This window comes from Sellimonas caecigallum, from assembly GCF_019754295.1.
GTDB lineage: Bacteria > Bacillota > Clostridia > Lachnospirales > Lachnospiraceae > Sellimonas > Sellimonas caecigallum.
In genome coordinates this window covers 1-22,197 of the sequence record NZ_VIRV01000001.1, presented here as the reverse complement: position 1 = coordinate 22,197, position 22,197 = coordinate 1, and the positions used below count along the sequence as shown (strand labels likewise).

25 protein-coding genes are annotated in these 22,197 nt (G+C 44.1%); 22 read left to right on the top strand and 3 right to left on the bottom strand.

Annotation, left to right across the window (positions count from 1 at the left end; translation table 11 throughout):
- The first annotated feature begins 75 nt into the window (after nucleotides 1-75).
- The 6 genes from FLB61_RS00125 to FLB61_RS00100 all read left to right on the top strand — a co-directional run bounded on the left by FLB61_RS00125 (nucleotide 76) and on the right by FLB61_RS00100 (nucleotide 4,451).
- Nucleotides 76-441, top strand: coding sequence for a GntR family transcriptional regulator (locus FLB61_RS00125; protein WP_087199663.1), 366 nt, complete (start codon nucleotides 76-78; stop codon nucleotides 439-441).
- A complete protein-coding gene (locus tag FLB61_RS00120; RefSeq protein WP_221919092.1) occupies nucleotides 438-1,124 on the top strand; it encodes an ABC transporter ATP-binding protein in 687 nt (228 codons plus the stop codon). Before FLB61_RS00125 ends, FLB61_RS00120 begins: the two co-directional genes overlap by 4 nt.
- A gap of 14 nt (nucleotides 1,125-1,138) precedes the next feature.
- Nucleotides 1,139-1,891 (top strand): ABC transporter permease, encoded by a 753-nt coding sequence (locus tag FLB61_RS00115; protein WP_221919091.1) that lies wholly within the window; start codon nucleotides 1,139-1,141, stop codon nucleotides 1,889-1,891.
- Between the two features lie 108 nt (nucleotides 1,892-1,999).
- The gene (locus FLB61_RS00110) at nucleotides 2,000-3,151 is read left to right on the top strand and encodes a YncE family protein (RefSeq protein ID WP_221919090.1); all 1,152 of its coding nucleotides are present in this window, start codon (nucleotides 2,000-2,002) and stop codon (nucleotides 3,149-3,151) included.
- 101 nt (nucleotides 3,152-3,252) lie between these two features.
- Nucleotides 3,253-3,585 carry a sporulation initiation factor Spo0A C-terminal domain-containing protein gene (locus FLB61_RS00105; protein WP_087199671.1) on the top strand — a complete coding sequence of 111 codons (333 nt, stop codon included), beginning with the start codon at nucleotides 3,253-3,255 and terminating at the stop codon, nucleotides 3,583-3,585.
- A gap of 152 nt (nucleotides 3,586-3,737) precedes the next feature.
- Nucleotides 3,738-4,451, top strand: a complete 714-nt coding sequence (locus FLB61_RS00100; protein WP_221919089.1) for a YoaK family protein — start codon at nucleotides 3,738-3,740, stop codon at nucleotides 4,449-4,451.
- Here the strand turns inward: FLB61_RS00100 and FLB61_RS00095 are convergent.
- Nucleotides 4,444-4,719 (bottom strand): hypothetical protein, encoded by a 276-nt coding sequence (locus FLB61_RS00095; protein WP_204244032.1) that lies wholly within the window; start codon nucleotides 4,717-4,719, stop codon nucleotides 4,444-4,446. The two genes, FLB61_RS00100 and FLB61_RS00095, sit on opposite strands and share 8 nt — an antisense overlap.
- A gap of 151 nt (nucleotides 4,720-4,870) precedes the next feature.
- Entirely contained in the window at nucleotides 4,871-5,140 is a 270-nt protein-coding gene (locus FLB61_RS00090; RefSeq protein WP_221919088.1) for an HPr family phosphocarrier protein, read from the bottom strand.
- 222 nt (nucleotides 5,141-5,362) lie between these two features.
- On the opposite strand from FLB61_RS00090, the gene FLB61_RS00085 reads away from it, so the two are divergent.
- From FLB61_RS00085 to FLB61_RS00045, 9 genes are all read left to right on the top strand, one after another.
- Entirely contained in the window at nucleotides 5,363-6,337 is a 975-nt protein-coding gene (locus tag FLB61_RS00085) for an AraC family transcriptional regulator (protein ID WP_087199676.1), read from the top strand.
- 15 nt (nucleotides 6,338-6,352) lie between these two features.
- Nucleotides 6,353-7,573, top strand: a complete 1,221-nt coding sequence (locus FLB61_RS00080) for a M20 metallopeptidase family protein (protein WP_087199678.1) — start codon at nucleotides 6,353-6,355, stop codon at nucleotides 7,571-7,573.
- A gap of 28 nt (nucleotides 7,574-7,601) precedes the next feature.
- Complete coding sequence (locus FLB61_RS00075; protein ID WP_087199680.1) at nucleotides 7,602-9,002, top strand: YfcC family protein; 1,401 nt, start codon at nucleotides 7,602-7,604, stop codon at nucleotides 9,000-9,002.
- Nucleotides 9,003-9,023: 21 nt separating this feature from the next.
- Nucleotides 9,024-10,373 (top strand): MATE family efflux transporter, encoded by a 1,350-nt coding sequence (locus tag FLB61_RS00070; protein WP_087199682.1) that lies wholly within the window; start codon nucleotides 9,024-9,026, stop codon nucleotides 10,371-10,373.
- A gap of 33 nt (nucleotides 10,374-10,406) precedes the next feature.
- Entirely contained in the window at nucleotides 10,407-10,826 is a 420-nt protein-coding gene (locus tag FLB61_RS00065; RefSeq protein ID WP_087199684.1) for an acyl-CoA thioesterase, read from the top strand.
- Between the two features lie 127 nt (nucleotides 10,827-10,953).
- Complete coding sequence (locus FLB61_RS00060) at nucleotides 10,954-12,219, top strand: Y-family DNA polymerase (protein WP_221919087.1); 1,266 nt, start codon at nucleotides 10,954-10,956, stop codon at nucleotides 12,217-12,219.
- Nucleotides 12,206-12,556, top strand: coding sequence for a YolD-like family protein (locus FLB61_RS00055; protein ID WP_330625447.1), 351 nt, complete (start codon nucleotides 12,206-12,208; stop codon nucleotides 12,554-12,556). The genes FLB61_RS00060 and FLB61_RS00055 overlap by 14 nt, the downstream gene beginning before the upstream one ends.
- A 251-nt stretch (nucleotides 12,557-12,807) precedes the next feature.
- Nucleotides 12,808-14,415: a phosphoenolpyruvate carboxykinase (ATP) gene (pckA, locus tag FLB61_RS00050; RefSeq protein ID WP_087199688.1), complete on the top strand. Its 1,608-nt coding sequence runs from the start codon at nucleotides 12,808-12,810 to the stop codon at nucleotides 14,413-14,415.
- 119 nt (nucleotides 14,416-14,534) lie between these two features.
- Complete coding sequence (locus FLB61_RS00045; RefSeq protein WP_221919086.1) at nucleotides 14,535-15,491, top strand: DUF1848 domain-containing protein; 957 nt, start codon at nucleotides 14,535-14,537, stop codon at nucleotides 15,489-15,491.
- On the opposite strand, the gene FLB61_RS00040 is transcribed toward FLB61_RS00045, so the two are convergent.
- Complete coding sequence (locus FLB61_RS00040; RefSeq protein WP_221919085.1) at nucleotides 15,418-16,281, bottom strand: LysR family transcriptional regulator; 864 nt, start codon at nucleotides 16,279-16,281, stop codon at nucleotides 15,418-15,420. The genes FLB61_RS00045 and FLB61_RS00040 overlap by 74 nt on opposite strands.
- A 172-nt stretch (nucleotides 16,282-16,453) precedes the next feature.
- On the opposite strand from FLB61_RS00040, the gene FLB61_RS00035 reads away from it, so the two are divergent.
- The 7 genes from FLB61_RS00035 (at nucleotide 16,454) to FLB61_RS00005 (ending at nucleotide 21,961) form a co-directional block, all read left to right on the top strand.
- Entirely contained in the window at nucleotides 16,454-17,305 is an 852-nt protein-coding gene (locus FLB61_RS00035; protein ID WP_221919084.1) for an aldo/keto reductase, read from the top strand.
- Nucleotides 17,306-17,421: 116 nt separating this feature from the next.
- The gene (locus FLB61_RS00030) at nucleotides 17,422-17,709 is read left to right on the top strand and encodes a MerR family transcriptional regulator (protein WP_330625446.1); all 288 of its coding nucleotides are present in this window, start codon (nucleotides 17,422-17,424) and stop codon (nucleotides 17,707-17,709) included.
- 100 nt (nucleotides 17,710-17,809) lie between these two features.
- On the top strand, nucleotides 17,810-18,958 hold the full coding sequence (locus FLB61_RS00025; RefSeq protein WP_221919292.1) for an aldo/keto reductase: 1,149 nt from the start codon (nucleotides 17,810-17,812) through the stop codon (nucleotides 18,956-18,958).
- Between the two features lie 16 nt (nucleotides 18,959-18,974).
- The gene (locus FLB61_RS00020) at nucleotides 18,975-19,676 is read left to right on the top strand and encodes an alpha/beta fold hydrolase (protein WP_221919083.1); all 702 of its coding nucleotides are present in this window, start codon (nucleotides 18,975-18,977) and stop codon (nucleotides 19,674-19,676) included.
- A gap of 6 nt (nucleotides 19,677-19,682) precedes the next feature.
- Complete coding sequence (locus FLB61_RS00015) at nucleotides 19,683-20,225, top strand: histidine phosphatase family protein (RefSeq protein ID WP_221919082.1); 543 nt, start codon at nucleotides 19,683-19,685, stop codon at nucleotides 20,223-20,225.
- 30 nt (nucleotides 20,226-20,255) lie between these two features.
- Nucleotides 20,256-20,996: a metallophosphoesterase gene (locus FLB61_RS00010; RefSeq protein WP_221919081.1), complete on the top strand. Its 741-nt coding sequence runs from the start codon at nucleotides 20,256-20,258 to the stop codon at nucleotides 20,994-20,996.
- Between the two features lie 80 nt (nucleotides 20,997-21,076).
- A complete protein-coding gene (locus tag FLB61_RS00005; RefSeq protein ID WP_221919080.1) occupies nucleotides 21,077-21,961 on the top strand; it encodes a NifB/NifX family molybdenum-iron cluster-binding protein in 885 nt (294 codons plus the stop codon).
- Nucleotides 21,962-22,197 lie beyond the last annotated feature (236 nt).

The following is a 22,197-nucleotide window of genomic DNA, read 5'->3' as shown; positions in this document are numbered from 1 at the left end:
TTTTGCTCTTGTTATTGACAATATTAAAAAACTAGTGTACTATTTAACTAGTTCACTAGTAGAGAGGAGGATCACATGGAATTTGACAGTGGTATGCCGATATACATGCAGGTAATAAGAGATATTAAAAAGAAGATCGTGCAAAAAGAACTTTTGCCAGGAGAGAAGCTGCCGTCCAACAGAGAGCTTGCCGTCCAGTACAAAGTCAACCCAAACACAGCGGCGCGGATCTATAAAGAGATGGAGATGGCAGGGTATTGTTTTACAAAAAGAGGACTTGGAACATTTGTGACGGAGGATGAGACGATGCAGAAAACAGTGAGAAAAGAGATGGCGGAAGATCTTTTGAAGGGATTTATGAAAGAGATGAAAGATCTGGGATTTGACAAGACGGAGATTATTTCCGAGATAAAAGAGTATGAGGAGGAGCCAGAAAAATGATCGCAGAAAGCAGAAATCTTACAAAAGTATACAGAGGAAAACAAGTTGTGTCAGATGTGACTCTGAAGCTCCGCGGAGGAAATATATACGGGCTTCTTGGACCAAACGGATGCGGTAAGACGACATGGATGAAGATGATGACAGGATTTGTTAAGCCAGCTAAGGGAGAAGTCATTTTTGATGGAGCCCCATGGACATACCGGGCGAAAAGTGAGATCGCATATATGCCAACGGAAGCATTTTTCTATGATTTTATGAAGGTGGCTTCTGTAGGGAAATATTACAAAGATTTCTTTGAAGGATTTGACGAAGAAAAATATGAGGAACTTGTCCGGAAAGTAGGACTTGACATGGACATGAAAGTGCGGGATCTTTCTACGGGAATGATGGCAAAGCTCAAGGTTATTGCCACCATGTCGAGAAAAGCAATGCTTTATCTTCTGGATGAACCGTTAAACGGAATCGATCTTAAAGCCAGGGAAGAGATCGTTGACGTCATTCTTATGACAGTCAGTGCAAAAAATGTTATCGTAATTTCTACCCATCTGATCGAGGAAGTGGAAAGTTTTATTGACAATGCGGTGTTTATGAAAGATGGGAAAATCCTGAGAGAGTTTGACACAGAGACACTCCGGATGCAGGAAGGGAAATCGATTGCTGACCTGTATCGGGAATTGATGTAGGGAAGGAGAGCATTATGGGAAATTTGATCAAATATGAATGGAGAAAACAGAGAACATCGAGGCTGCTTATTCTTGCCAGCCTGATCATATCGATTATCCTGATGATCGGAGGCAGTATATCTGAAAGTGATGTTGTGATAGGATTTGGTGTCTTGATTATTTCTATTGCTGGTATGTTTTCCGTATTTTATCTCGGGATCGAGAGCCTGATTGTTTACAACAGAGATTTGCGGACGAAGCAAAGTTATATGCTCTTTATGGTACCGCATTCCACATGGGAAATTCTCGGGGCAAAATTTATTTCAGCAATACTTCAGATGTTTTTCGCAGCTGTTGCGTTTCTTATCGGTATGGCGGCCTGCTTCTCTGTCATCGCAGTCTATGAGACAAGTATCGGAGAGCTGATGCGTGCAATTTGGGAATTCATTGGGAGAACACCGGAGTTTAACTGGATACCTCTTCTGCAGGCATTGCTGCTTTTGTTCATCGTATGGGCGACGGTCATCATGACTGGTTTTCTGGCAGTCACGCTGTCCAGGACCGTATTGTTAAAGAGTAAGTTTGCCGGGCTTATCTCCGTCGTATTGTTTTTTGTGATCAGCGGAGTAACCGAACGGATCCATATATTTTTGATAAATCTTAGAAATGTTACAGCACAGGGCATCTTGTCACAGATTTCATTTTTCGACTACGCATTTTACATTCTTGTATGTATGATTCTCTTTTTTGCTTCCGGTTGGATTGCGGACAGAAAACTGAGTATATAGGACAGCCTTTTGGACGGCCACGGGATTTCCCGGGCCGTCTTGCCCTTTTCTTCGTAAAGATTTATAATAAAAAGAAATGTGGCAATGAATAAAAAAGAAGTGAGAGCTGTGAAAAAAAGAAAAACTGTCAGGATATGGATATATATCCTTTTATTTTGGATTGCCGTGGCAATTCTGTTTGCATTTTATATTTTGATTTATCGAGGAATCAATGAGCCGAGAACAAGATACACGGAGACAAATACGGGAGCAGCTGTGCACAGTGCAGATGAAATCAAATGGATTCTTTCCAACTATCCGGATCTCTTCGATGAAGAAGTGATTCGCCATCTGGAAAACGAGAAGAATTTTGGCACGTATGTCATACCAGGGCTGAAGGCAACAAAGACCATCGACTATAATACGAAACAGTCGGATATGTGTACATCCATGACACCCCAGGGAATTGATGTGACGGACAAGTATATTTTTGTCAGTGCATACTGTCACACAAAGCGTCATAATTCTGTTCTTTTCATGATTGATAAGGAAAGTGGAAAATACATAAAGGAGATTATCATGCCAAATCGCACGCATGCGGGAAGTATCGCCTATGATAATATTCACAAACTTTTGTGGGTAACGGACAGACAAGATGGAAATGCAGCGGTCAGTCTTTATACTATCCCAGCTCTGGAAAACTATCAGTATGAGAAGTCCAAACGTCCCCTTCCGTTTCTTGGAACTTATCCAATGGAAGGACTTACGAGGAATTCATTTATGGCTTTTAGAGGAGGGAGCCTGTACGCGGGATATTTTTCCATGTCTGGGGATAGTATTATCAATAAGTACTCCGTCGATTCGATCGTCAATGAGAATCAGGGGGAAGTGTATGAAGAACTTCATGAGGAACGAGAGTCTTTAAGTCGTGTTGCCCTGGATCAGGAATGGGCAGATATCCTTCCTCAGATCCAGGGACTGGAAGTGTTTGGAAATTATCTGTTTTTATCCCAGTCATATGGATATGCGGATTCTAAACTGCGGATCTATGAGAGAGCTCCGGTTGATGAGGAAAAGTATTCGCTGAAAAAGAAAGAAGAGCTGAAAAGTTACGATCTTCCAAATAGACTGGAACAGATCTGTGTACAAGGAGGACGTCTCTATCTGCTCTTTGAATCCGGGGCATATGCTTACAGAGGAATCCCGGTAAACTGCGTGGACCGTATCGTTACAGTAGATTTAAATGATGTGCTGAAGGACATGAAAAGTGATGAAAAATAATATAGAAAAGAGCGATGCTACATTTTGTCGATAACTGTAGTTTTTCCAAATATTTCCGGCTAAACTCTGTATGATAGTATGGAGGTTGGGAGGAGGAAAGCATGCAGATAGTCTATGAAACACTGAGAGGTTTGGGACTAACTTCTAAATATCAAGGGTATCATCAACTGGCAAAAGCAATCATGATAGCACTGGAAAATGACGACTTGCTGCTGAATGTGACGAAAAATATTTATCCTGAAGTGGCAAAGGAAATGCACACGACACCGCAGAGTGTGGAAAGAAATATCCGAACAGCCATAGAGGTATGCTGGAGACAAAGCGGGGAAGAGGGTTTTAGCAGGATTGCAGGATGCAAGGTGGAGAAAATACCGACAAATGCAGAATTCATTGATATGCTTGCTTTCTATATTACAAATCATAACGAGCGTTAACAAATGATAAAAAAGGATAATGTGATACCGGAAGGGCGGAAAAGAAGCAGCAATATGGGAGTGTTTCTTTTCCGCCTTTATATATTTTTGTCGTGCCATTGAAAAACAAAAAGAACGTGCTATAATATAGAACAGTCAAGGAGGAGTTTTCAGTGTTGAGAGAGAAGAAATGCGATGTCGCTGTTCACTATATTATGGCATGCTGCGGAGGATTTATAGGTGCCTATGCGATTTTAAGCAGGATGGAAGTGTTTGGATCCGCGCAGACAGCAAACCTGATCGAGCTTGTTTGTGATATCCTTGGAAGAAATCCAAAAGAAATTATGATCCGTATTTGCGCCCTGCTTATCTATGTGGGGGCGATGATTTTGTCGGTCGTGCTCGAGAAGACAACAAGCTGGAATTTGAAGTATCCTGCTATTGTGTTTGACCTGACGGCAGTTACGGCGGTCGGCTTTGTGCCTGGAACGACAAATCCGATCATTGCGCTGTATCCTGTGTTTTTTGCCACAGCATTTCAGTGGTGTGTGTTTAAGGGGGCAAACGGCTATGTGAGTTCTACGATATTTTCCACGAACAATCTCAAGCAGACGGTTATTTCCGCAACAGATTATTTGATGAGTGCACACGATGAGGAAGGAAGAGAGAAAAAGGCGGAAAAAGCACTGTTTTTCGGAGGGACGATCTTGAGTTTTCATGCCGGGGTTGCTGTGTCTTACCTGCTGTGGCTTCATTACGGTATTCATGCCAGTTGGTTTTGTGTAGTACCACTTGTTTTTGGAGGTGTTCTCGTGGCAGCAGGAGATGGTATTTTCAGCGGATCAAAAGAGAGGGAAGCGGAAGCAGGAGAAATAGGAATCAGATGATTCCCATTTTCCGAAATGCTTCCTCTTTGTCCAGAAGATAAGTTCCGTCTTCAAACTGAAAGAGGGGAATACCGATAATGTGATCCCTTCGTACAGTATCGAAGAGGTCGAGGGTATCCCGCAGCTTCAGAAACCGTTTCAGATTTCCGGTGTTTTCTGTGATATCGATAAACAGACAGCGAAGATCATCCATGTTTGCCTTCGCGATTCGGTCTTTTGTTTCTACACAATCAGGACAGATATCAGAACTGTAAATAATTACTTTCATAAAATGCAACACTCCTTTTCTTTTTTTTGCATTATAGCATGACTTCAAAGTAAGGACAATAGGAGAAGGATAATTGATAATACGAGAAAACCCCGTATCTTTATCTTGAAAAAGATGCGGGGCTTTTTGGGAATGAGTGTAAAAAATAGAGTTATGCAATTTCCTGTCGGTCAGATTCGGATTTTTTGTCTGAAAATTCTGCAAGGCAATTCAAATGGGATGGATCAATATCTGCATAGTTTGCATAAATAGAAAGTTTCAAACGGGATGCTTTGCTTAAAGCAAATACACCTAAAAGCGATTTGGCATCGACAACACGTTTTCCGCTTGTCAAATCCGCGTGATAAGGAAGTTTCTCTACAATATCCACGAATTTAGGTACATCTTCGTTTTGTCTGAATCGAACAGCCAACTGAATCATGTAAATCTCTCCTTCTCATGACATCTGACATAGTCAGTGTTTGCCTGTATTAACTTACATATCCAGTATATACCAAAATATCCATTTTTTTGAGAACTTATATTGCAAAAAAAGCGTCGGATTTTGCGAAAAATATCGAATGAAAACAAAAAGGACATTTTTTGCATAAAAGAGGACGAAATTTGTGTTATAATTGGTGTACTGAAAGAAAGAAGGTGTAAGATGAATCCTGATTTGATCGAAGAATTAAAGAAAATCACATCCCGCGAGGAGAGCGACATCCAAAAAGCATCCCGTGCTCTGGAGTACTATACTATAGAAGAGAGAGAAGATATCGTTGATTACAGGAAAATGACAGACGAAAACGGGCTGATTGGATTATATAAAAGGACGAGATTTGTAGATTATCCCGCCCATGCGCACAATTATCTGGAAGTCATCTATATCTGCAGCGGCTCCCTCAAACAGATCATAGACAATGAGACAGAACTTGTGATGGAGAAAGATGATCTTCTGTTTTTGCGCCAGGGAGTGAAACATAAATCCAGTATTCCGACCTATGACGATGTGGCGATCCATTTTATGATCCTTCCGGAATTTCTGCGATATCCGCTGGGAATGCTGAATGAAGATACTATTCTCAGGAGATTTATCGAAGGCGTTATACGAGAGGAGCAAAATTCGGAGAAGTATCTGCATTTTCATCTGCAAGAGATGAGAGAGGCACAAAATCTTCTGGAAAATATGATTACCAGTCTTATCTATCATAGAAGAAACGAACAGAGGATCCTGCAGGCTACTATGGGAGTGCTTTTTCTGGAACTGACGAACCGGACCTACAAAATTACCATCGGTGCTCCGTCAGAGTATGAGCGAAATCTTGTTTTAAAAGCACTTCAGTATGTGGAAGAACAGTATCGGACTGCCAGCTTGGATGAATTTGCAAAGAGTGTCAATCAGCCTTCATACTATATCAGCCGTCTCGTTAAGAAATATGGACCTTACACATTTACAAAATACCTGCAGAGGAGGCGACTTATTCAGGCAGGACACCTGCTGGAGTCGACATCGTATTCCATCGAGGAAATCATGGAAGCTGTTGGTTATGAAAATTCCAGTCATTTCCATCGGTTATTCAGAGAGGAATACCACATGACGCCAAAGGAATATAGAAAAAATATGCAAAAGAAATACTAAAGGAGATGGCGGACCATGAATGAAATATTGAAAAAAGCAAAGGAAATCCATGGACAGATTGTAGAAGACAGAAGAGCACTGCATCAGATTCCGGAACTGGGAATGTATCTGCCGGAGACGGCCGCTTACATCAAAGACCGGCTCGACGAGATGGAGATCCAGTGGAAAACGATAGGGGGACAACTTCCGGAAAAGATGACAAGAGATTTCATGGAAGCTGGATTCCCAAAAATGGAAAAGGCTGAGGGGATTGTTGCACAGATCGGAAGCGGAAGCCCGTGCATCCTTTTGCGAGCGGATATGGACGCTCTCCCTATCAAAGAAAAAAATAATTTGAAGTTTTGCTCCGGGAGCGAATGGGGACACATGTGCGGACATGACAGCCACGCGGCTATGTTGCTTGGTGCAGCGAGAATTCTGAAAGACATGGAAGGGGAACTGAAAGGAACCGTAAAATTGTTATTTCAGCCAGGGGAAGAGACTGGAGCCGGAGCCCGACTGATGGTAGAGAACGGTCTTCTAAAAGAGAAGAAGCCAGATGCTGCTTTTGCCATGCACGTTCAGCCCATAGAAAACTCTGGGGATGCAGGGTATGTGATGGGAGTCTGCTCAGCGTCTCTTGATACATTCATTCTGAAAATTACAGGGAAAGGCGGGCACAGTTCACAGCCTCAGCTTTGTGTAGATCCGCTGATGATCATGAATCAAGTCTATCAGGCGGTTAATCTGCTGCTCACAAGGGAAACGGATCCGGCCGCTATGGCAACACTCACGTGCGGTGTGGCACAAGGCGGGACGGCAGTGAATATCATCCCGGATACGGCAGAACTGCACATTGGCATCCGGACGCTTGATGTGGAGGCATCCGAACACTTGAGGAAACGAGTGCCGGAAATCATTGATTTTTATGTGAAGGCGTGGAGAGGCGATTATGAGCTGACGACATTTCATACTCCATGTACTTATACAGATGAAAAACTTTGCAGAGAACTCGTGCCGTATATTCAGGAGATCGCCGGAACGGACAAGCTAAAGCAGATTCCGCCTATGACAGGGACGGAAGATTTTGGATATATCACACAGGAAGTGCCGGGAATGTTCCTTTTTTTGGGAGCGGGAAAACCGGGAAATGCACCGCTTCACAATGCACATATGGTGCTGGACGAGGAAGTGTTTTCAGAGGGAGCGGCGATCTATGCAAATGTGGCGGTGTCCTGGCTGCGCGGAAATAAATAAGAAAAGATAGGAGAAGACCAGAGGAAACATGGAAGGAAAGACAAAGAAAAAGGGGGTTCATATGCCCCATGTGTTTATCATACTTCTTTTTATCATGCTGCTGATCGTAGTACTGTCCTACTTGATCCCGAGCGGGAAATACGAAACGGTAACAGACAGCAAGACAGGCATGGAAATCATTGACCCGGAGAAGTTCGCTTATATTGAAAATGAAAATCCGATCACATTTATGAACTATTTTGAGGCAGTTTACAAAGGATTTGTAAATGGCGCCTCTATTATGGGAACACTTTTCATCTGTTCAGGAGTCATCTATCTTCTGGAAGTAAGCGGGGCATTCGGCGCGGGTATCCAGAAGATACTCAGGAAAACAAGAGGAAAAGAATTTTCTGTTGTTTTTATTTTCTATACCGTATTTGTACTGTTTGGGGTACTGGGATATGGGGAGGCCGCCTATCCGTTTTATCCGCTTGCTGTCACGATCGGTTTCGCACTTGGATATGATCGGCTTGTAGGGACAGGCCTTGCTATTGTGGGAAGTACAGTTGGATTTACCGCCGGCCTTATGAATATGTTTACGACAGGAGTGGCGCAGCAGATTGTGGGCCTTCCGATTTTTTCGGGGATCGGATTTCGTGCGGTGGGCCTTCTTGTGTTTTATCTCATCGGCCTTATCGGTCTTTACACATATTGCCGCAAAATTAAGAAGAATCCGGAAGCAAGCATATTGAAAGAGGAGTATAAAAATCAGAAAAAAGACGGACATTTGGAAGATATGGGGGAAATGACACCCCCAAAAGTGCTGGGATTACTTGTGTTTGCAGCCACAGTCGTCATCCAGGGCTATGGATGCATGAAACTTTCCTGGTCTTTTCCGCAGATTGCGGCTATTTATATTATCATGGGATTTATACTTGTAATTCTGTTCCGCATCCATCCAAGCGATGCGTGCCAGTTGTTCTGTCAGGGAGCTGTCCGTGTGTTCGGAGCCGCATTTGCTATCGGACTTGCACAGGCAGTTGTAGTTCTTATGGATCAGGCATGCATTATGGATACGATCGTGCATGGAATGGCAGTGATCCTGGAAAATAAAGGCTCTGTTTTTGCACTGCTGATTATTTTTGTTTTTGTGACATTGTTCAATTTCCTTGTGATTTCCGGGAGCGGAAAGGCAGTCATTATCATGCCGATCCTGCAGCCGCTCGGAAAAATCCTGAATATCAATCAGCAGGTGCTGGTTTTGGCATACCAGTACGGAGACGGCATCACAAACAGTTTCTGGCCAGGCGGAGCTTTGGTACAGCTGTCGCTGTGCGGGGTCGATTATGGCTCCTGGGTAAAATTTTGCTGGAAGATCTATGTTTCAATGATCGCCAGTGCATTTGTTTTGGTAATGATTGCAAATGCGATAGGATACGGACCATTTTAACAGGATAAGAGGGAATTTATTATGGAAAAAACGACACAAACAAATCAGATCACAGAGGGAGTTATCTGGAAGCAGCTTCTTTTCTTTTTCTTTCCGATCATGATCGGCACATTTTTTCAGCAGCTTTATAATACAGTAGACACCGTCATTGTCGGGCAGTTTGTCGGGAAAAATGCCCTGGCAAGTGTGGGAGGATCTTCTTCACAGATTGTCAATCTTGTTGTGGGTTTTTTTACTGGTCTTTCTTCCGGGGCATCCGTCATTATTGCCCAGTATTTTGGAGCCAAAAATGAGAAAGCAGTCAGTCAGGGAGTTCACAATGCCTATGCGGTAGCTGTTGCGGGAGGAATTGTTTTAAGTATTTTGGGAGTCCTGCTGGCACCTAGAATGCTCCTTCTTATGAACACACCTCCGGAAATCATGCATGATTCCACAGTCTATCTGAGGATTTATTTCGGCGGGATCCTTTTTACATTTGTATACAATATGGGATCAAGTATCTTGAGGGCAACAGGAGACTCCAAGAGTCCGCTTTACTACCTTATTACCTGCTGCCTGATCAATATCGTGCTTGATCTGCTTTTTGTACTTGCGTTTCACATGGCTGTGCTTGGAGTTGCTCTTGCTACACTGACAGCACAGGCAGTGAGTGCGGTTCTTGTGACAAGAAAGCTTATGAAGTCGGAAGGGCTTTTGCATCTTCGGCTCTCGGGGATCCGTTTTTATGGATCTGCCATGAAATATCAGATCAAACTTGGGATTCCGACAGGGTTTGAGTCGGTGCTATTTGCTATTACCAATATCGCGATTCAGGCATCCCTCAACACTTTCGGGACAGACACGACGGCTGCATGGTCAGCATACGGGAAGTTGGATGCGGTATTCTGGATGATCAGCACAGCATTCGGAATCTCTATCACGACCTTTGTGGGACAAAATTATGGAGCCGGAAAGATGAAGCGTGTACACAAGAGTACACGAGTATGTATTCTTATGGATCTGGCAGTCTCTGCTGTGCTGGTAGTTTTTCTGATTGTTGCGAGATCCTTCCTGTTCCGTCTGTTTACATCGGATGAGACAGTCATTCAGATTGGAAGCGACATGCTTGTTCTGATCACACCGTGGTACATTGTTTATGTGTTTATCGAAGTGCTGGCGGGAACGCTCCGGGGGATGGGAGATGTAATCGTGCCTGTCATTATCACACTTGTGGGGATCTGTGTTCTGAGAATCGTCTGGCTTGTGGGAGCTCTTCATATCAGCCCGACGATATCCGCGATCATATTCAGTTATCCGGTAACATGGCTCTTGACGGCTGTCTTTTTTATCGGGTATTATCTTTATAAACGAAAGAAATGGAATGTAGAATAAACACCGGTTAAAAAATCAGAAAGAAGGGGAAGAATGAAACCATACGTACACAAAGTTCATTATTATGAGACGGATCAGATGGGCGTGACCCATCATTCCAACTATATCCGCTGGATGGAAGAAGCGAGAGTAGCTTTTCTGGAAGAGGCGGGATGGGGATATGACCGGATGGAGAGAGAAGGAATCAGTTCTCCGGTCATCCACGTCGACTGTGACTATAAAAAGACGACAACTTTTCCGGATGAGGTAGAGATTTCTGTGGAAGTGGAAGAGTACAACGGTGTGCGTCTGCTGATTCGGTATACGATGAAAGAAAAAGAAAGCCAGAAGATAGTTGCAAAAGGCCACTCCGGACATTGTTTCCTGAATCCGGAAGGAGTACCTATTAGAATGAAAAAGCAGTTTCCGGAGCTGGATCATATGCTGAGGGAACTGTGCGAATGTACAGAGTAATAAAGAAAGAGAGAAACACGGCGAAAAAATCTGCCGTGTTTCTGTTTTATTTTCAGCTCTTCACAAAAAGAATATTTTATGTTATGATAAAAACAGAACAAATGTTCGAATAACGGGAGGAAGGAAAATGGAGAGGACTTATCTGTGCATTGATCTTAAATCATTTTATGCATCCGTAGAGTGTGTTGAAAGAGGACTGGATCCAATGAAAGCCCGGCTTGTGGTGGCGGATCCAAACCGGTCGGAAAAAACGATCTGTTTGGCGGTCTCCCCGGCTTTGAAAGCCATGGGGGTTCCAGGAAGATGCCGGGTGTTTGAGATTCCGGATGGGATACAATATGAGATGGCCGAGCCCAGAATGCAGCTTTATATTGATTACTCAGCAGAAGTCTACGGGATTTATCTGAAATATATCGCAAAAGAGGACATCCATGTGTACAGCATAGATGAAGCGTTTATCGATGTGACAGACTACCTTCCTATGTATGGGATGACAGCCAAAGAACTGGGAAAACTTCTTATGCAGGACGTTCTCGAACAGATCGGAATTCCATCGGCCTGTGGGATCGGAACGAATCTTTATCTGGCAAAAGTCGCCTTGGACATTACGGCAAAGCATGCAGAAGATCGGATTGGGATCCTGGATGAAGTACTGTATAGGAAGACTCTGTGGGATCACAGACCTATCACGGATTTCTGGAGAATCGGAAAAGGGATTGCTGCTCGCCTTGAGGCAGCGGGGATCCGCACGATGCAGGAGGTGGCGGAGGCAGACGAAAATCTTCTTTACAAGCTGTTCGGCATCGACGCGGAGCTGCTCATCGACCATGCCTGGGGAAGGGAGACCGTGGAAATAAGAGATATAAAGGCTTACCGGCCAAAAGAGAATTCCATCTCCGGAGGGCAGGTGCTGCCGCGGGATTATGAGTTTGGAGAAGGCAAGATGATCGCAAGAGAGATGGCAGATCTTCTGAGCTTGGAACTGGTGGAGAAAGGCTGCCTGACGGACTCAGTCACACTGCATGTCGGATATTCTAATCGCCTGAATAAAGGGCCGGCCCATGGGACGGTTCACCTTACCACCGCTTCCAACTCAGCCAGACGGATCATCGCATGTACAGGACAGCTCTATGATCGAATTGTAGATCCCTTTACGCCCATTCGCCGGATGACGCTTACATTCAACCATGTAACTGACGAGGCATTTCGCCAGTACGATCTTTTCACAGATCCACTGGCGATGGAAAAAGAACGCTCTTTGATGAAAGCGATGTTGGATATCAAAGAAAAGTATGGGAAAAATGCGGTGCTTCGGGGAATGGATCTGCAGAAAGGGGCTACAACCATAGAGCGGAATCAACAGATAGGGGGACATAAAAGTGGAACGGCTTAAGATGAGCAGGGAAGAGCGGGCAAAACAGTTTATGCCTTTTGCGGCGTTGAAAGGGCACAAAGAAGCGCTGGAAGAGAAAGAGAAGCCTGTTGTGGAGAAGATGGAACTGTCTGAAGAGCGCGCGGAAGAACTGAGCTTCCAATTATCACAGATTAGGAAAAATGATATGATCACAGTAGTTTATTTTCAAAATCGAGATTATTTGAAAATAACCGGCATGGTTTCCAAGATAGATTTTCAGTCCCGGTACCTTAAGATTGTGAATGTAAAAATCCCGTTTAGGGACATTTATGACTTATCTGCAGACCAGACAACACATATACACCATCTTGAATAAATATCATATTCGACAAAAATTTAGCATTGTCCGGATGCCGGAAAATGCCGAAATAGCGGGAATCTTTCTAATATTCAGATAATTTTACCGTGGAATTACGAGAAATTTTATTGATTTAATTGGGTAAATATGTATAATTAGAGGTAGGAAGTCGGAGTGCTTCATTTTTTACAGAATATCGTAAGACCTGCATCATAGGATCTTATTATATTTATGTACCAAATTATCAAAGAAAAGAGGTAAAAAGTAAGATGGCAGAAATGAATTTAAGTAAGTATGGCATTACAGGAACTACAGAAATTGTACACAATCCTTCTTACGAATTATTGTTTGAAGAAGAAACAAAACCTGATCTGGAAGGCTTCGAAAAAGGACAGGTAAGTGAGCTTGGTGCAGTAAATGTGATGACAGGTGAATATACGGGACGTTCGCCTAAAGATAAGTTCATCGTAATGGATGAAAATTCCAAAGATACAGTATGGTGGACTTCAGACGAATATAAAAATGACAATCACCCGGCTACACAGGAAGCATGGGAGACGGTAAAAGACATCGCTCTGAAAGAACTTTCCAACAAAAAACTTTTCGTGGTAGACGCATTCTGCGGTGCAAACAAAGATACTCGCATGGCGATCCGTTTTATCATGGAAGTGGCATGGCAGGCGCATTTTGTCACAAACATGTTTATCCAGCCTACAGAAGAAGAACTGGAAAACTTTGAGCCAGATTTCATTGTTTACAATGCTTCCAAGGCAAAAGTAGAAAATTATAAAGAATTAGGACTCAATTCTGAGACAGCTGTAATGTTCAATATTACAAGCCGTGAACAGGTTATCGTAAATACATGGTACGGCGGAGAGATGAAGAAAGGTATGTTCTCCATGATGAACTACTATCTGCCGTTAAAAGGAATCGCTTCTATGCATTGCTCCGCAAACACAGACATGAACGGAGAAAACACAGCGATTTTCTTCGGTCTTTCCGGAACAGGAAAGACGACATTGTCCACAGACCCGAAACGTCTTCTTATCGGCGACGACGAACATGGCTGGGATGACAATGGTATATTCAACTTTGAAGGCGGATGTTATGCAAAGGTTATCAACCTTGACAAGGAATCCGAACCGGATATCTACAATGCGATCAAACGCAATGCTCTTTTGGAAAACGTTACATTGGATGAAGACGGAAAGATTGATTTTGCAGATAAGAGCGTGACAGAAAATACACGTGTATCTTATCCGATCGACCACATTGAAAAGATCGTTCGTCCGGTTTCCTCTGCTCCGGCAGCAAAGGAAGTTATTTTCCTTTCCGCAGATGCTTTCGGAGTACTGCCTCCGGTATCTATCCTTACACCGGAGCAGACACAGTACTATTTCCTGTCAGGATTTACAGCAAAACTTGCAGGTACAGAACGCGGTATCACAGAGCCGACACCGACTTTCTCAGCATGCTTCGGACAGGCATTCCTGGAACTTCATCCTACAAAATATGCGGAAGAGCTTGTTAAGAGAATGGAACAGAGCGGAGCAAAAGCTTACCTCGTAAATACAGGATGGAACGGAACAGGAAAACGTATTTCTATCAAAGATACACGTGGAATCATCGATGCCATCCTTAACGGAGATATCTTAAACGCACCGACAAAGAAGATTCCGTACTTCAATATTGAAGTGCCGACAGAACTTCCGGGTGTGGACAGCAATATTCTGGATCCGCGCGATACTTATGCAGATGCTTCCGAGTGGGAAACAAAAGCAAAAGACCTTGCTCAGAGATTCATCAAGAACTTTGCAAAATACGAAGGAAACGAAGCCGGAAAGGCACTTGTTTCAGCTGGTCCTCAGGTACAGTAACAAAGGGTATATTTTATGAACATATACATGGGGTGTGATTTTCGATCACACCCCGTTTTGCTGCAACAGATCTACTTTTGGGGTATACGGTATAATCATAGGAGGAAGGGGAGAGAAAAATGATATTGAGTGCAAGCCGAAGGACAGATATACCAAACTATTACTCAGAATGGTTTTTGAACAGAATACAGGAAGGATTTCTGTATGTGCGAAATCCAGTCAACATGCACCAGATAAGTAAAATTGATTTATCTCCAGAGGTGGTCGACTGTATCGTTTTCTGGACAAAGAACCCGGAACCTATGATGGACAGACTGGATGAATTGTCTGCGTATCAGTATTATTTTCAGTTTACACTGACCGGATATGGAAAAGATATCGAAACCAATGTTCCGCACAAAAAAGAAAAAATGATAGATGTATTTCAAAAATTATCCGAAAAGGCAGGAAGGAAAAGAGTGATCTGGAGGTATGATCCCATCATTTTTACCGGAGTATATACACCGGAATATCATTTGTGTGCCTTTTCTCAGATTGCAGGCGCACTGAGTGGATATACGGATCAATGCGTGATCAGTTTTGTGGACACGTACCCGAAAAACAGAAAAAATCTGGAGATGATAGGGGCCTATGAACTGGAAGAGGCAAAACTTATGTCGTTTGCGGGGACAATGGCGGAAACTGCAAAAAAGAATGGCATGACGATTGCAAGCTGCGCCGAGAAAAGAGATTTGTCTGTGTGCGGAATCGAAGCCAGCTGCTGTATCGACAAGAGACTGATCGAAGAGATCATTGGGAGCGGTATAAATGTCAAAAAGGATAAAAACCAGAGGGCAGAATGCGGATGTATGGAAAGCGTGGAGATTGGCGCCTACAACACATGTAAAAACGGATGTAAATATTGCTATGCAAATTACAGCCGGGAAAGTGTTGAGAAAAACTGCAAATCCTATGACCCCAATTCGCCGCTGCTGTGCGGGGAAGTGGGGCCAGGAGACAAAATCACGGAGCGGAAGATGAAGTCGCTCGTGGAAAGACAAATGAGCTTCCTGACACCATTTGGTTATTCTGATTGACAAGACAGTAGTAGGAAACATTCGCTTCTTTGTCTAAAATTGGAACAGATATACGGCTTGGAGTATCTCCGTCTCGCTTGATTGCCAAATCAGAAGTAAAAGAAGGCAGCACAGAAGCTTTCACTAATTCATCGAAAGCAAAATTTTCTTCCTGAACCAGGAAATGTGTATCCGGCATTTTTTCCTGAACTATGCGGTCCCAAAATCCGATTCTGGAACGCAGCAGCATCGTTTCCCCGTTCAAATCTTTCAGATGAAGCGCCTTTCTCCCAGAAAGAGGGTGGGCTTTGGGTAAAGAGAAAAATAAATGTTCTTTTCGAAATTCAGTACAAGAGACACCTTCGAGGTCCGCAGGATAGGGGAGAATGATCATCTGGTACGTCCCGTCTTTCAGTCCTCGAATCAGCATCTCACATTCTTTGATTTCCGTTGATATGGTCATATCCGGATACAGATCAGACAGCGTCGGAAGAATTTCCCACAAAGGAGCAGGTGCGCAGGAACCGATAAAAATAGTGTGCTGTGTCCGGTCGAAGTGGCGGATTTCCTTAGTCATGGCTTGTATCTGATCCAAAATTTTTCTGGCATATTCAAGCGCCATTTTACCGTTGGAATTAAATTCTATCTTGTTTTTTTGACGATGAAACAGAGAAACCTGCAGTTCGTTCTCGAGTTTTTGCATAGAACGGGTCAGAGCAGGCTGAGATAAATGCAGTGCTTCGGCTGCTTTGGAGAGGGTTCCGTATTTTTCGATGGAAACAAGCTGCATGAGTTGGTAAAGCTCGATCATGGAAGATACCTCCTTTGCTTATCTGTCATTATAGCTCCATAAAAGTGATTGTGCAATATTTAGTATGCATTCTATTTATAGCAGATTGTGAAATCGGCATTGTACTTTTTAAAGTGAAGACGGTATATTTATAATGTACAAGAAAAGAAATATGATTGAGGAGGACAAAATTATGGAGTTTGTGACTTTAAATAATGGAATTAAAATGCCGTTGGAAGGTTTTGGTGTATTTCAGGTTCCAGATCCAGCTCAGTGTGAGCAGGCTGTTTTGGATGCCATTGCCGGCGGATACCGTCTGATTGACACGGCGGCTGCCTATATGAATGAAAAAGCCGTGGGTGCAGCTATCCAAAAATGCGGTGTTCCGCGGGAAGAGCTGTTTATTACCACGAAACTTTGGGTGCAGGATGCCGGATATGAAGAGGCAAAGAAGGCGCTTCAGACTTCTATGGATAATCTGGGACTGGATTACATCGATCTGTATTTGATCCATCAGCCGATTGGAGACTATATCGGCGCTTACCGTGCTATGGAAGAAGCTTATCAGGAAGGAAAAGTACGGGCTATCGGTGTCTGCAATTTTTACCCGGAACGTCTTACTGACTTGTGTGAAACAGTAACAGTTATGCCTGCAGTCAATCAGGTAGAGCTGCACCCTTTCTTCCAGCAGGAGAAGGCGCTGGAAGTAATGAAAGAATATGGCGTTCGTCCGGAAGCATGGGGACCGTTTGCCGAAGGAAAGCATGATATCTTTAACCATCCGGTACTGACCTCTATTGGACAGAAATACGGAAAGACTGCTGCGCAGGTAGCGCTGCGCTGGAATATACAGAGAGGAGTAGTTGTCATTCCAAAATCCGTTCATAAAGAGCGTATGGAGCAAAACTTTGATGTTTGGGATTTCCAGCTTAGCGATGAAGATATGAAAGAAATTGCAGGGCTGGATGTAGGTCACAGTGAGATCGTAGATCACAGCGATCCTGGTTTTATCAAACTTCTGCACAGTATGAAAATTCACGATTAACAAATATAAAAAATAAGGCCGGTTAAGGGCAGACAAAAATGTCTGTTCCTTATCCGGCCTTTTGAATCCCCGTTTGATTGCTTCCCCAGGAGAGAGAAAGACTGCAGCAGATTTTATTGTTTCGTGCGCTGGAATTTCCGCTTAAAGAAATCAAAGAGATTATCTATGCGCGGAATTTTGACCGAAATAAGGCTTTGGAGCAGCAAATTGAATTGCTTCAGTTAAAGAAGGAGCATCTGGAAAAGCTGATTACTTTTGCCCGTGGAATACTAATGATCGGAGGAAAAACAATGGATTTTTCAGTTTTGACACAAGCAAATACGGAGAATATTGATAATGTCTGCGGCGGAACGGCAGAATTTTCCAGTGATGCCATCGGCATTTATTGCAGACAGAACAGATAACTCCATACTATAATGATCTGGCAGCGTTGATATTGCTTTCATAACGGAGTATACTATGCTCAAAAGGCGTATCGGTATCGTAAGAAACGGAGGAGTTGTCATGAGATACAGAGAACTAGGGAAAACAGGTCTGAAAGTAAGTGAAATCGGACTTGGAGCAGAGTGGCTGGAGAGGCATAATGAAGAAGAGGTAAAGAGCGTGATCGAATGCTGCGAAAGCTATGGAATCAATATCATAGACTGCTGGATGGCGGAACCAAATGTACGCTCTAACATCGGAAAAGCACTGGAAGGGAAAAGGGGAAAATGGATCATCCAAGGGCATTTTGGTTCCACCTGGCAGGGTGGGCAGTATGTCCGGACAAGGGATCTGGATAAGGTTAAGACTGCGTTTGAGGATTTGCTCACGCGTCTTCAGACAGACTATATCGATCTGGGAATGATCCATTTCGTAGATGAAGAATCCGAGTTTTACCGCATTATGGAGGGAGAATTTCTGGAGTATGTAAAGGAGCAAAAAGAAAAAGGGGTCATTCTTCATATCGGAATGAGTACCCACAATCCGAAAGTGGCGAAACTTGCAGCTTTAAGCGAGGAAATAGAGATGATACTTTTCAGCATCAATCCAGCTTTTGATCTGCTTCCAGCAAGCGAAGAGCTGAGCAATTATTTTGCCGAGACATACGAAGAGCATTTAAGCGGGATCAATCCGGAGAGAGCAGAGCTTTATCAGATCTGCGAACAGCAAGGTGTCGGAATAACGGTAATGAAAGGATATGCAGGCGGCCGTCTGTTCTCTCCTCAGACTTCTCCGTTTGGAGTGGCGCTGACACCAGTTCAGTGCATCCACTATGCCTTGACAAGACCTGGAGTGTCCAGTGTCCTTGTCGGATATGATACACCGGAACATGTAAAAGAGGCAGTTGCCTACGAGACAGCCACAGAAGAGGAAAAAGATTACGCAAGTGTCCTGGCAAATGCGCCTCGTCATGCTTACACCGGTCAATGTACATATTGTGGACACTGCGCGCCATGTCCGGCACAAATTGATATCGCGATGGTAAATAAACTTTATGACCTGGCAGTGATGCAAAAAGAGGTGCCGGGCACAGTTCGGGCACACTACAAAGGGCTTTCGGCCAATGCAAAAGACTGTATCGCATGCAGAGGCTGCGAATCAAGGTGCCCGTTTGGCGTTCCGGTAGTGGAAAGAATGGCGCGTGCAAGAGAATTGTTTGACAGACTGTAAAAATGGGAGGGAAAATATGAGTGATATCCAGCTCTATTCCATGGAAAAAGGGACAGGAGATCCGCTGATCTTATTACACGGCAACGGGGAGAATAGCCGGTATTTTGCCCGGCAGATTGCATATTTTGCAAAAACACGCAAAGTCATTGCGATAGATACGAGAGGACATGGACGAAGCCCGCGCGGAAATGCACCTTTTACGATCCGACAGTTTTCTGAGGATTTGTATTCTTTTATGGAGAAGAAGGGAATTGAGCGGGCGGACATCCTTGGGTTTAGTGACGGCGGAAATATCGCGCTGGTGTTTGCGTTAAAATACCCGCAGAAAGTGAGAAAACTCATTTTGAACGGCGCCAATCTTTACCCGTCCGGAATGAAGACTTCGATTGTACTTCCAATTTGGGCGGGGTACGGCATTGCATCTTTATTCGCGCCGATTTCCCAAAAAGCGAAAAAGCAAAAGGAACTGTTGGGACTTATGGTAAAGGATCCTTATATCCGGCCGGAGGACCTGAGCAGAATTTCTGCAGGGACACTGGTTCTTGTGGGAAAGAACGATATGATCCGGCACCGCCATTCCAGGCTTATTGCACAGAGAATCCCAGGGGCTAAATTCGTCTGCTTAAAAGGGGATCATTTTATTGCATCAAAAAATCCGGACACATTTAACCGTGTAGTGGACCGGTTCCTTTCAGAAGAAAAATCAAATAGGAGATAAACAGACATGGGACATTTTTATTTTGTAAGACACGGGCAGACCGTGTGGAACGTGGAAAATAAGATCTGTGGAAGAACAGATAGTGAACTGACCGAGTACGGCCATCAGCAGGCTGTGGAGACAGGAAAGAAATTCCTGGAAGAAGGGATCCGGGCGGATGAACTCCTGTATTCTCCGCTTGTCCGGGCAGCAGAGACAGCACGGCATATTTCTGAAATCATGGGGATTCCGGCAAAGGCAGAGCCGCGGCTGATCGAGCAGCATTTCGGCAAATGGGAGGGTACATCTCCAAGAAATGCCGCTGATTTCCAGAAGGAAAAAGAACAGTTTGCCAGCCACCATGGAAATGGAGAATCGACGCTCCAGCTGGCCCAGAGAATCTACAATCTGCTGGATGATATCAAGGCGGAGTCAGAGAAAAAGACATACATTCTGGTCGCACACAACGGAATTGCCAGAGTCGTACAGTCGTATTTTACTGATATGACGAACGAAGAATACGCAGCATTTGGAGTAAAAAACTGTGAAATTCTCCGGTACGATTTTTAACATATATTTGAACAGAGGAGGTAATTCCGGATGGCATTGTATGCATTGGGTGATCTGCATTTAAGTTTTCAGGCAGACAAGCCGATGGACGCATTTGGAAAAGTGTGGAAACACCATGAACGTAAGATCGAAAAGTACGTGAATCGCATCGTGAAGCCGGAGGATACTCTTGTGTTGACCGGCGATCATTCCTGGGGCAGGAAGCTTTCGGAATGCCGGGAGGATCTTGCCTTTATTGAACGGCTGCCGGGGCGGAAGATCCTGCTGCGGGGCAATCATGATATGTTCTGGGATGCGAAGAAGACCAGACGGCTGAATGAAGAATATGCCGGACGGCTCTTCTTTTTGCAGAATAATTTTGCCGCCTATCAGGACTATGCGCTGGTGGGGACGAAAGGATATACTTTTGAAGGACCGTTTTATTTGGATTTTCAGGGAAGAATCCTGGGATGGGACGAAGAGAGGGAAAAGCAGGCCAAGAAGCTGGTTGTAAGAGAGATGGAGCGGCTTCGGGAGTCCTTTCGACAGGCGGAAGAGGCAGGATACCGTAAATTTGTAATGTTTCTGCATTATCCGCCGACAAGTATTCTCGAGGCAGCTTCGCCATTTACACAGATTGCGGAAGAATACGGTGTGGAAGCGGTCGTCTACTCCCACTGTCATGGAGAACGGCGGTTTGGAGACAGCATCCGGGGAATTTACCGGGGAATCAACTATATGCTGGTATCAGGAGATTATCTGAATTTTCATCCGGAGCAGATTCTGGCATAAAAGCTTGGAAATCATCGGATGATGTTTTATAATAGAATCGTCAGAATCAGAAATAGAAATAAATGAGGAGAAAAGAGGACATGAAAATAGCGGTAACGTATGATAATGGAAACATTTTTCAGCATTTTGGAAAAACAGAGAATTTTAAAATTTACGAAGTGGAAGATCATAATGTAATCTCCAGTGAAGTGATCGGTTCAAATGGCACAGGACATGGTGCATTGGCAGGACTTTTAGCAGAACAGTCTGTCGACGTGCTGATCTGCGGCGGGATCGGTGGCGGAGCTCAGGCTGCACTTGCAGAGGCAGGAATCGAGTTATGCTCCGGTGCCCAGGGCGATGCAGATCAGGCGGTAGAAGCTTATCTCAAAGGGGAACTGACTTCTTCTGGTGCAACCTGCGACCACCATCATGACGAAGGCCACAGCTGCAGCCATCATGGAGAAGAGCATGAATGCGGTCATCACGAGGAAGAGCATTCCTGTGGCGGAGGCTGCGGAAGCTGCGGAGGAGGCTGCGGATCACAGCCGGCGATTACTGGCCGCAATGTGGGAAAGACTTGCCGGACGCATTATAGAGGAACATTTAATGACGGTACCCAGTTTGATTCTTCCTACGACCGCGGGGAACCTCTGGAATTCGTCTGTGGTGCAGGACAGATGATCCGGGGATTTGATGCTGCAGTGGCTGACATGGAAGTTGGACAGGTTGTTGATGTCCATCTGATGCCGGAAGAAGCGTATGGCATGCCGGATCCAAACGCGGTGTTTATGATTGAAATGGCATTTCTTCCGGGATCTGAAAATCTGGAGGAAGGGCAGCGGATCTATCTTACCAATCAGTACGGCCAGCCGTTCCCGGTCACTGTAGTTGAGAAAGATGAGACTTCCATCACATTCGATGCCAACCATGAAATGGCAGGAAAAGAATTGAATTTCCGGATCGAATTGGTTGAGGTAAAATAAGCGTACCTGAACAGACATAGGACTGCCTGTATTAAAAAGCCTGTCGCACAAGTGGAATGCGGCAGGCTTTTAAACTTTAAAATATTTTTCCTTGATCTCAAGTCCTGTTTTCGGGAAAGTTATTTCAGGAAAAAGCGGACCATCTTTTCATGCAGTTTTCGGTATGGCTGATAGCGCATCGGCAGATCGATCCAAGTCTTTTTATCTACGATACTCTTAACTTCCGCCCTGCGTTG

Excerpts from the sequence above, each read along its gene's own strand:
- FLB61_RS00040 (WP_221919085.1), bottom strand. The coding sequence starts at position 16,281 with ATGATCGAGCTTTACCAACTCATGCAGCTTGTTTCCATCGAAAAATAC.
- FLB61_RS00010 (WP_221919081.1), top strand. The coding sequence starts at position 20,256 with ATGGCATTGTATGCATTGGGTGATCTGCATTTAAGTTTTCAGGCAGAC.
- FLB61_RS00105 (WP_087199671.1), top strand. The coding sequence starts at position 3,253 with ATGCAGATAGTCTATGAAACACTGAGAGGTTTGGGACTAACTTCTAAA.
- FLB61_RS00090 (WP_221919088.1), bottom strand. The coding sequence starts at position 5,140 with ATGATTCAGTTGGCTGTTCGATTCAGACAAAACGAAGATGTACCTAAA.
- FLB61_RS00095 (WP_204244032.1), bottom strand. The coding sequence starts at position 4,719 with ATGAAAGTAATTATTTACAGTTCTGATATCTGTCCTGATTGTGTAGAA.
- FLB61_RS00065 (WP_087199684.1), top strand. The coding sequence starts at position 10,407 with ATGAAACCATACGTACACAAAGTTCATTATTATGAGACGGATCAGATG.
- FLB61_RS00115 (WP_221919091.1), top strand. The coding sequence starts at position 1,139 with ATGGGAAATTTGATCAAATATGAATGGAGAAAACAGAGAACATCGAGG.
- FLB61_RS00070 (WP_087199682.1), top strand. The coding sequence starts at position 9,024 with ATGGAAAAAACGACACAAACAAATCAGATCACAGAGGGAGTTATCTGG.
- FLB61_RS00125 (WP_087199663.1), top strand. The coding sequence starts at position 76 with ATGGAATTTGACAGTGGTATGCCGATATACATGCAGGTAATAAGAGAT.
- FLB61_RS00035 (WP_221919084.1), top strand. The coding sequence starts at position 16,454 with ATGGAGTTTGTGACTTTAAATAATGGAATTAAAATGCCGTTGGAAGGT.
- FLB61_RS00045 (WP_221919086.1), top strand. The coding sequence starts at position 14,535 with ATGATATTGAGTGCAAGCCGAAGGACAGATATACCAAACTATTACTCA.
- FLB61_RS00025 (WP_221919292.1), top strand. The coding sequence starts at position 17,810 with ATGAGATACAGAGAACTAGGGAAAACAGGTCTGAAAGTAAGTGAAATC.
- FLB61_RS00005 (WP_221919080.1), top strand. The coding sequence starts at position 21,077 with ATGAAAATAGCGGTAACGTATGATAATGGAAACATTTTTCAGCATTTT.
- pckA (WP_087199688.1), top strand. The coding sequence starts at position 12,808 with ATGGCAGAAATGAATTTAAGTAAGTATGGCATTACAGGAACTACAGAA.
- FLB61_RS00060 (WP_221919087.1), top strand. The coding sequence starts at position 10,954 with ATGGAGAGGACTTATCTGTGCATTGATCTTAAATCATTTTATGCATCC.
- FLB61_RS00020 (WP_221919083.1), top strand. The coding sequence starts at position 18,975 with ATGAGTGATATCCAGCTCTATTCCATGGAAAAAGGGACAGGAGATCCG.
- FLB61_RS00120 (WP_221919092.1), top strand. The coding sequence starts at position 438 with ATGATCGCAGAAAGCAGAAATCTTACAAAAGTATACAGAGGAAAACAA.
- FLB61_RS00080 (WP_087199678.1), top strand. The coding sequence starts at position 6,353 with ATGAATGAAATATTGAAAAAAGCAAAGGAAATCCATGGACAGATTGTA.
- FLB61_RS00075 (WP_087199680.1), top strand. The coding sequence starts at position 7,602 with ATGGAAGGAAAGACAAAGAAAAAGGGGGTTCATATGCCCCATGTGTTT.
- FLB61_RS00085 (WP_087199676.1), top strand. The coding sequence starts at position 5,363 with ATGAATCCTGATTTGATCGAAGAATTAAAGAAAATCACATCCCGCGAG.
- FLB61_RS00015 (WP_221919082.1), top strand. The coding sequence starts at position 19,683 with ATGGGACATTTTTATTTTGTAAGACACGGGCAGACCGTGTGGAACGTG.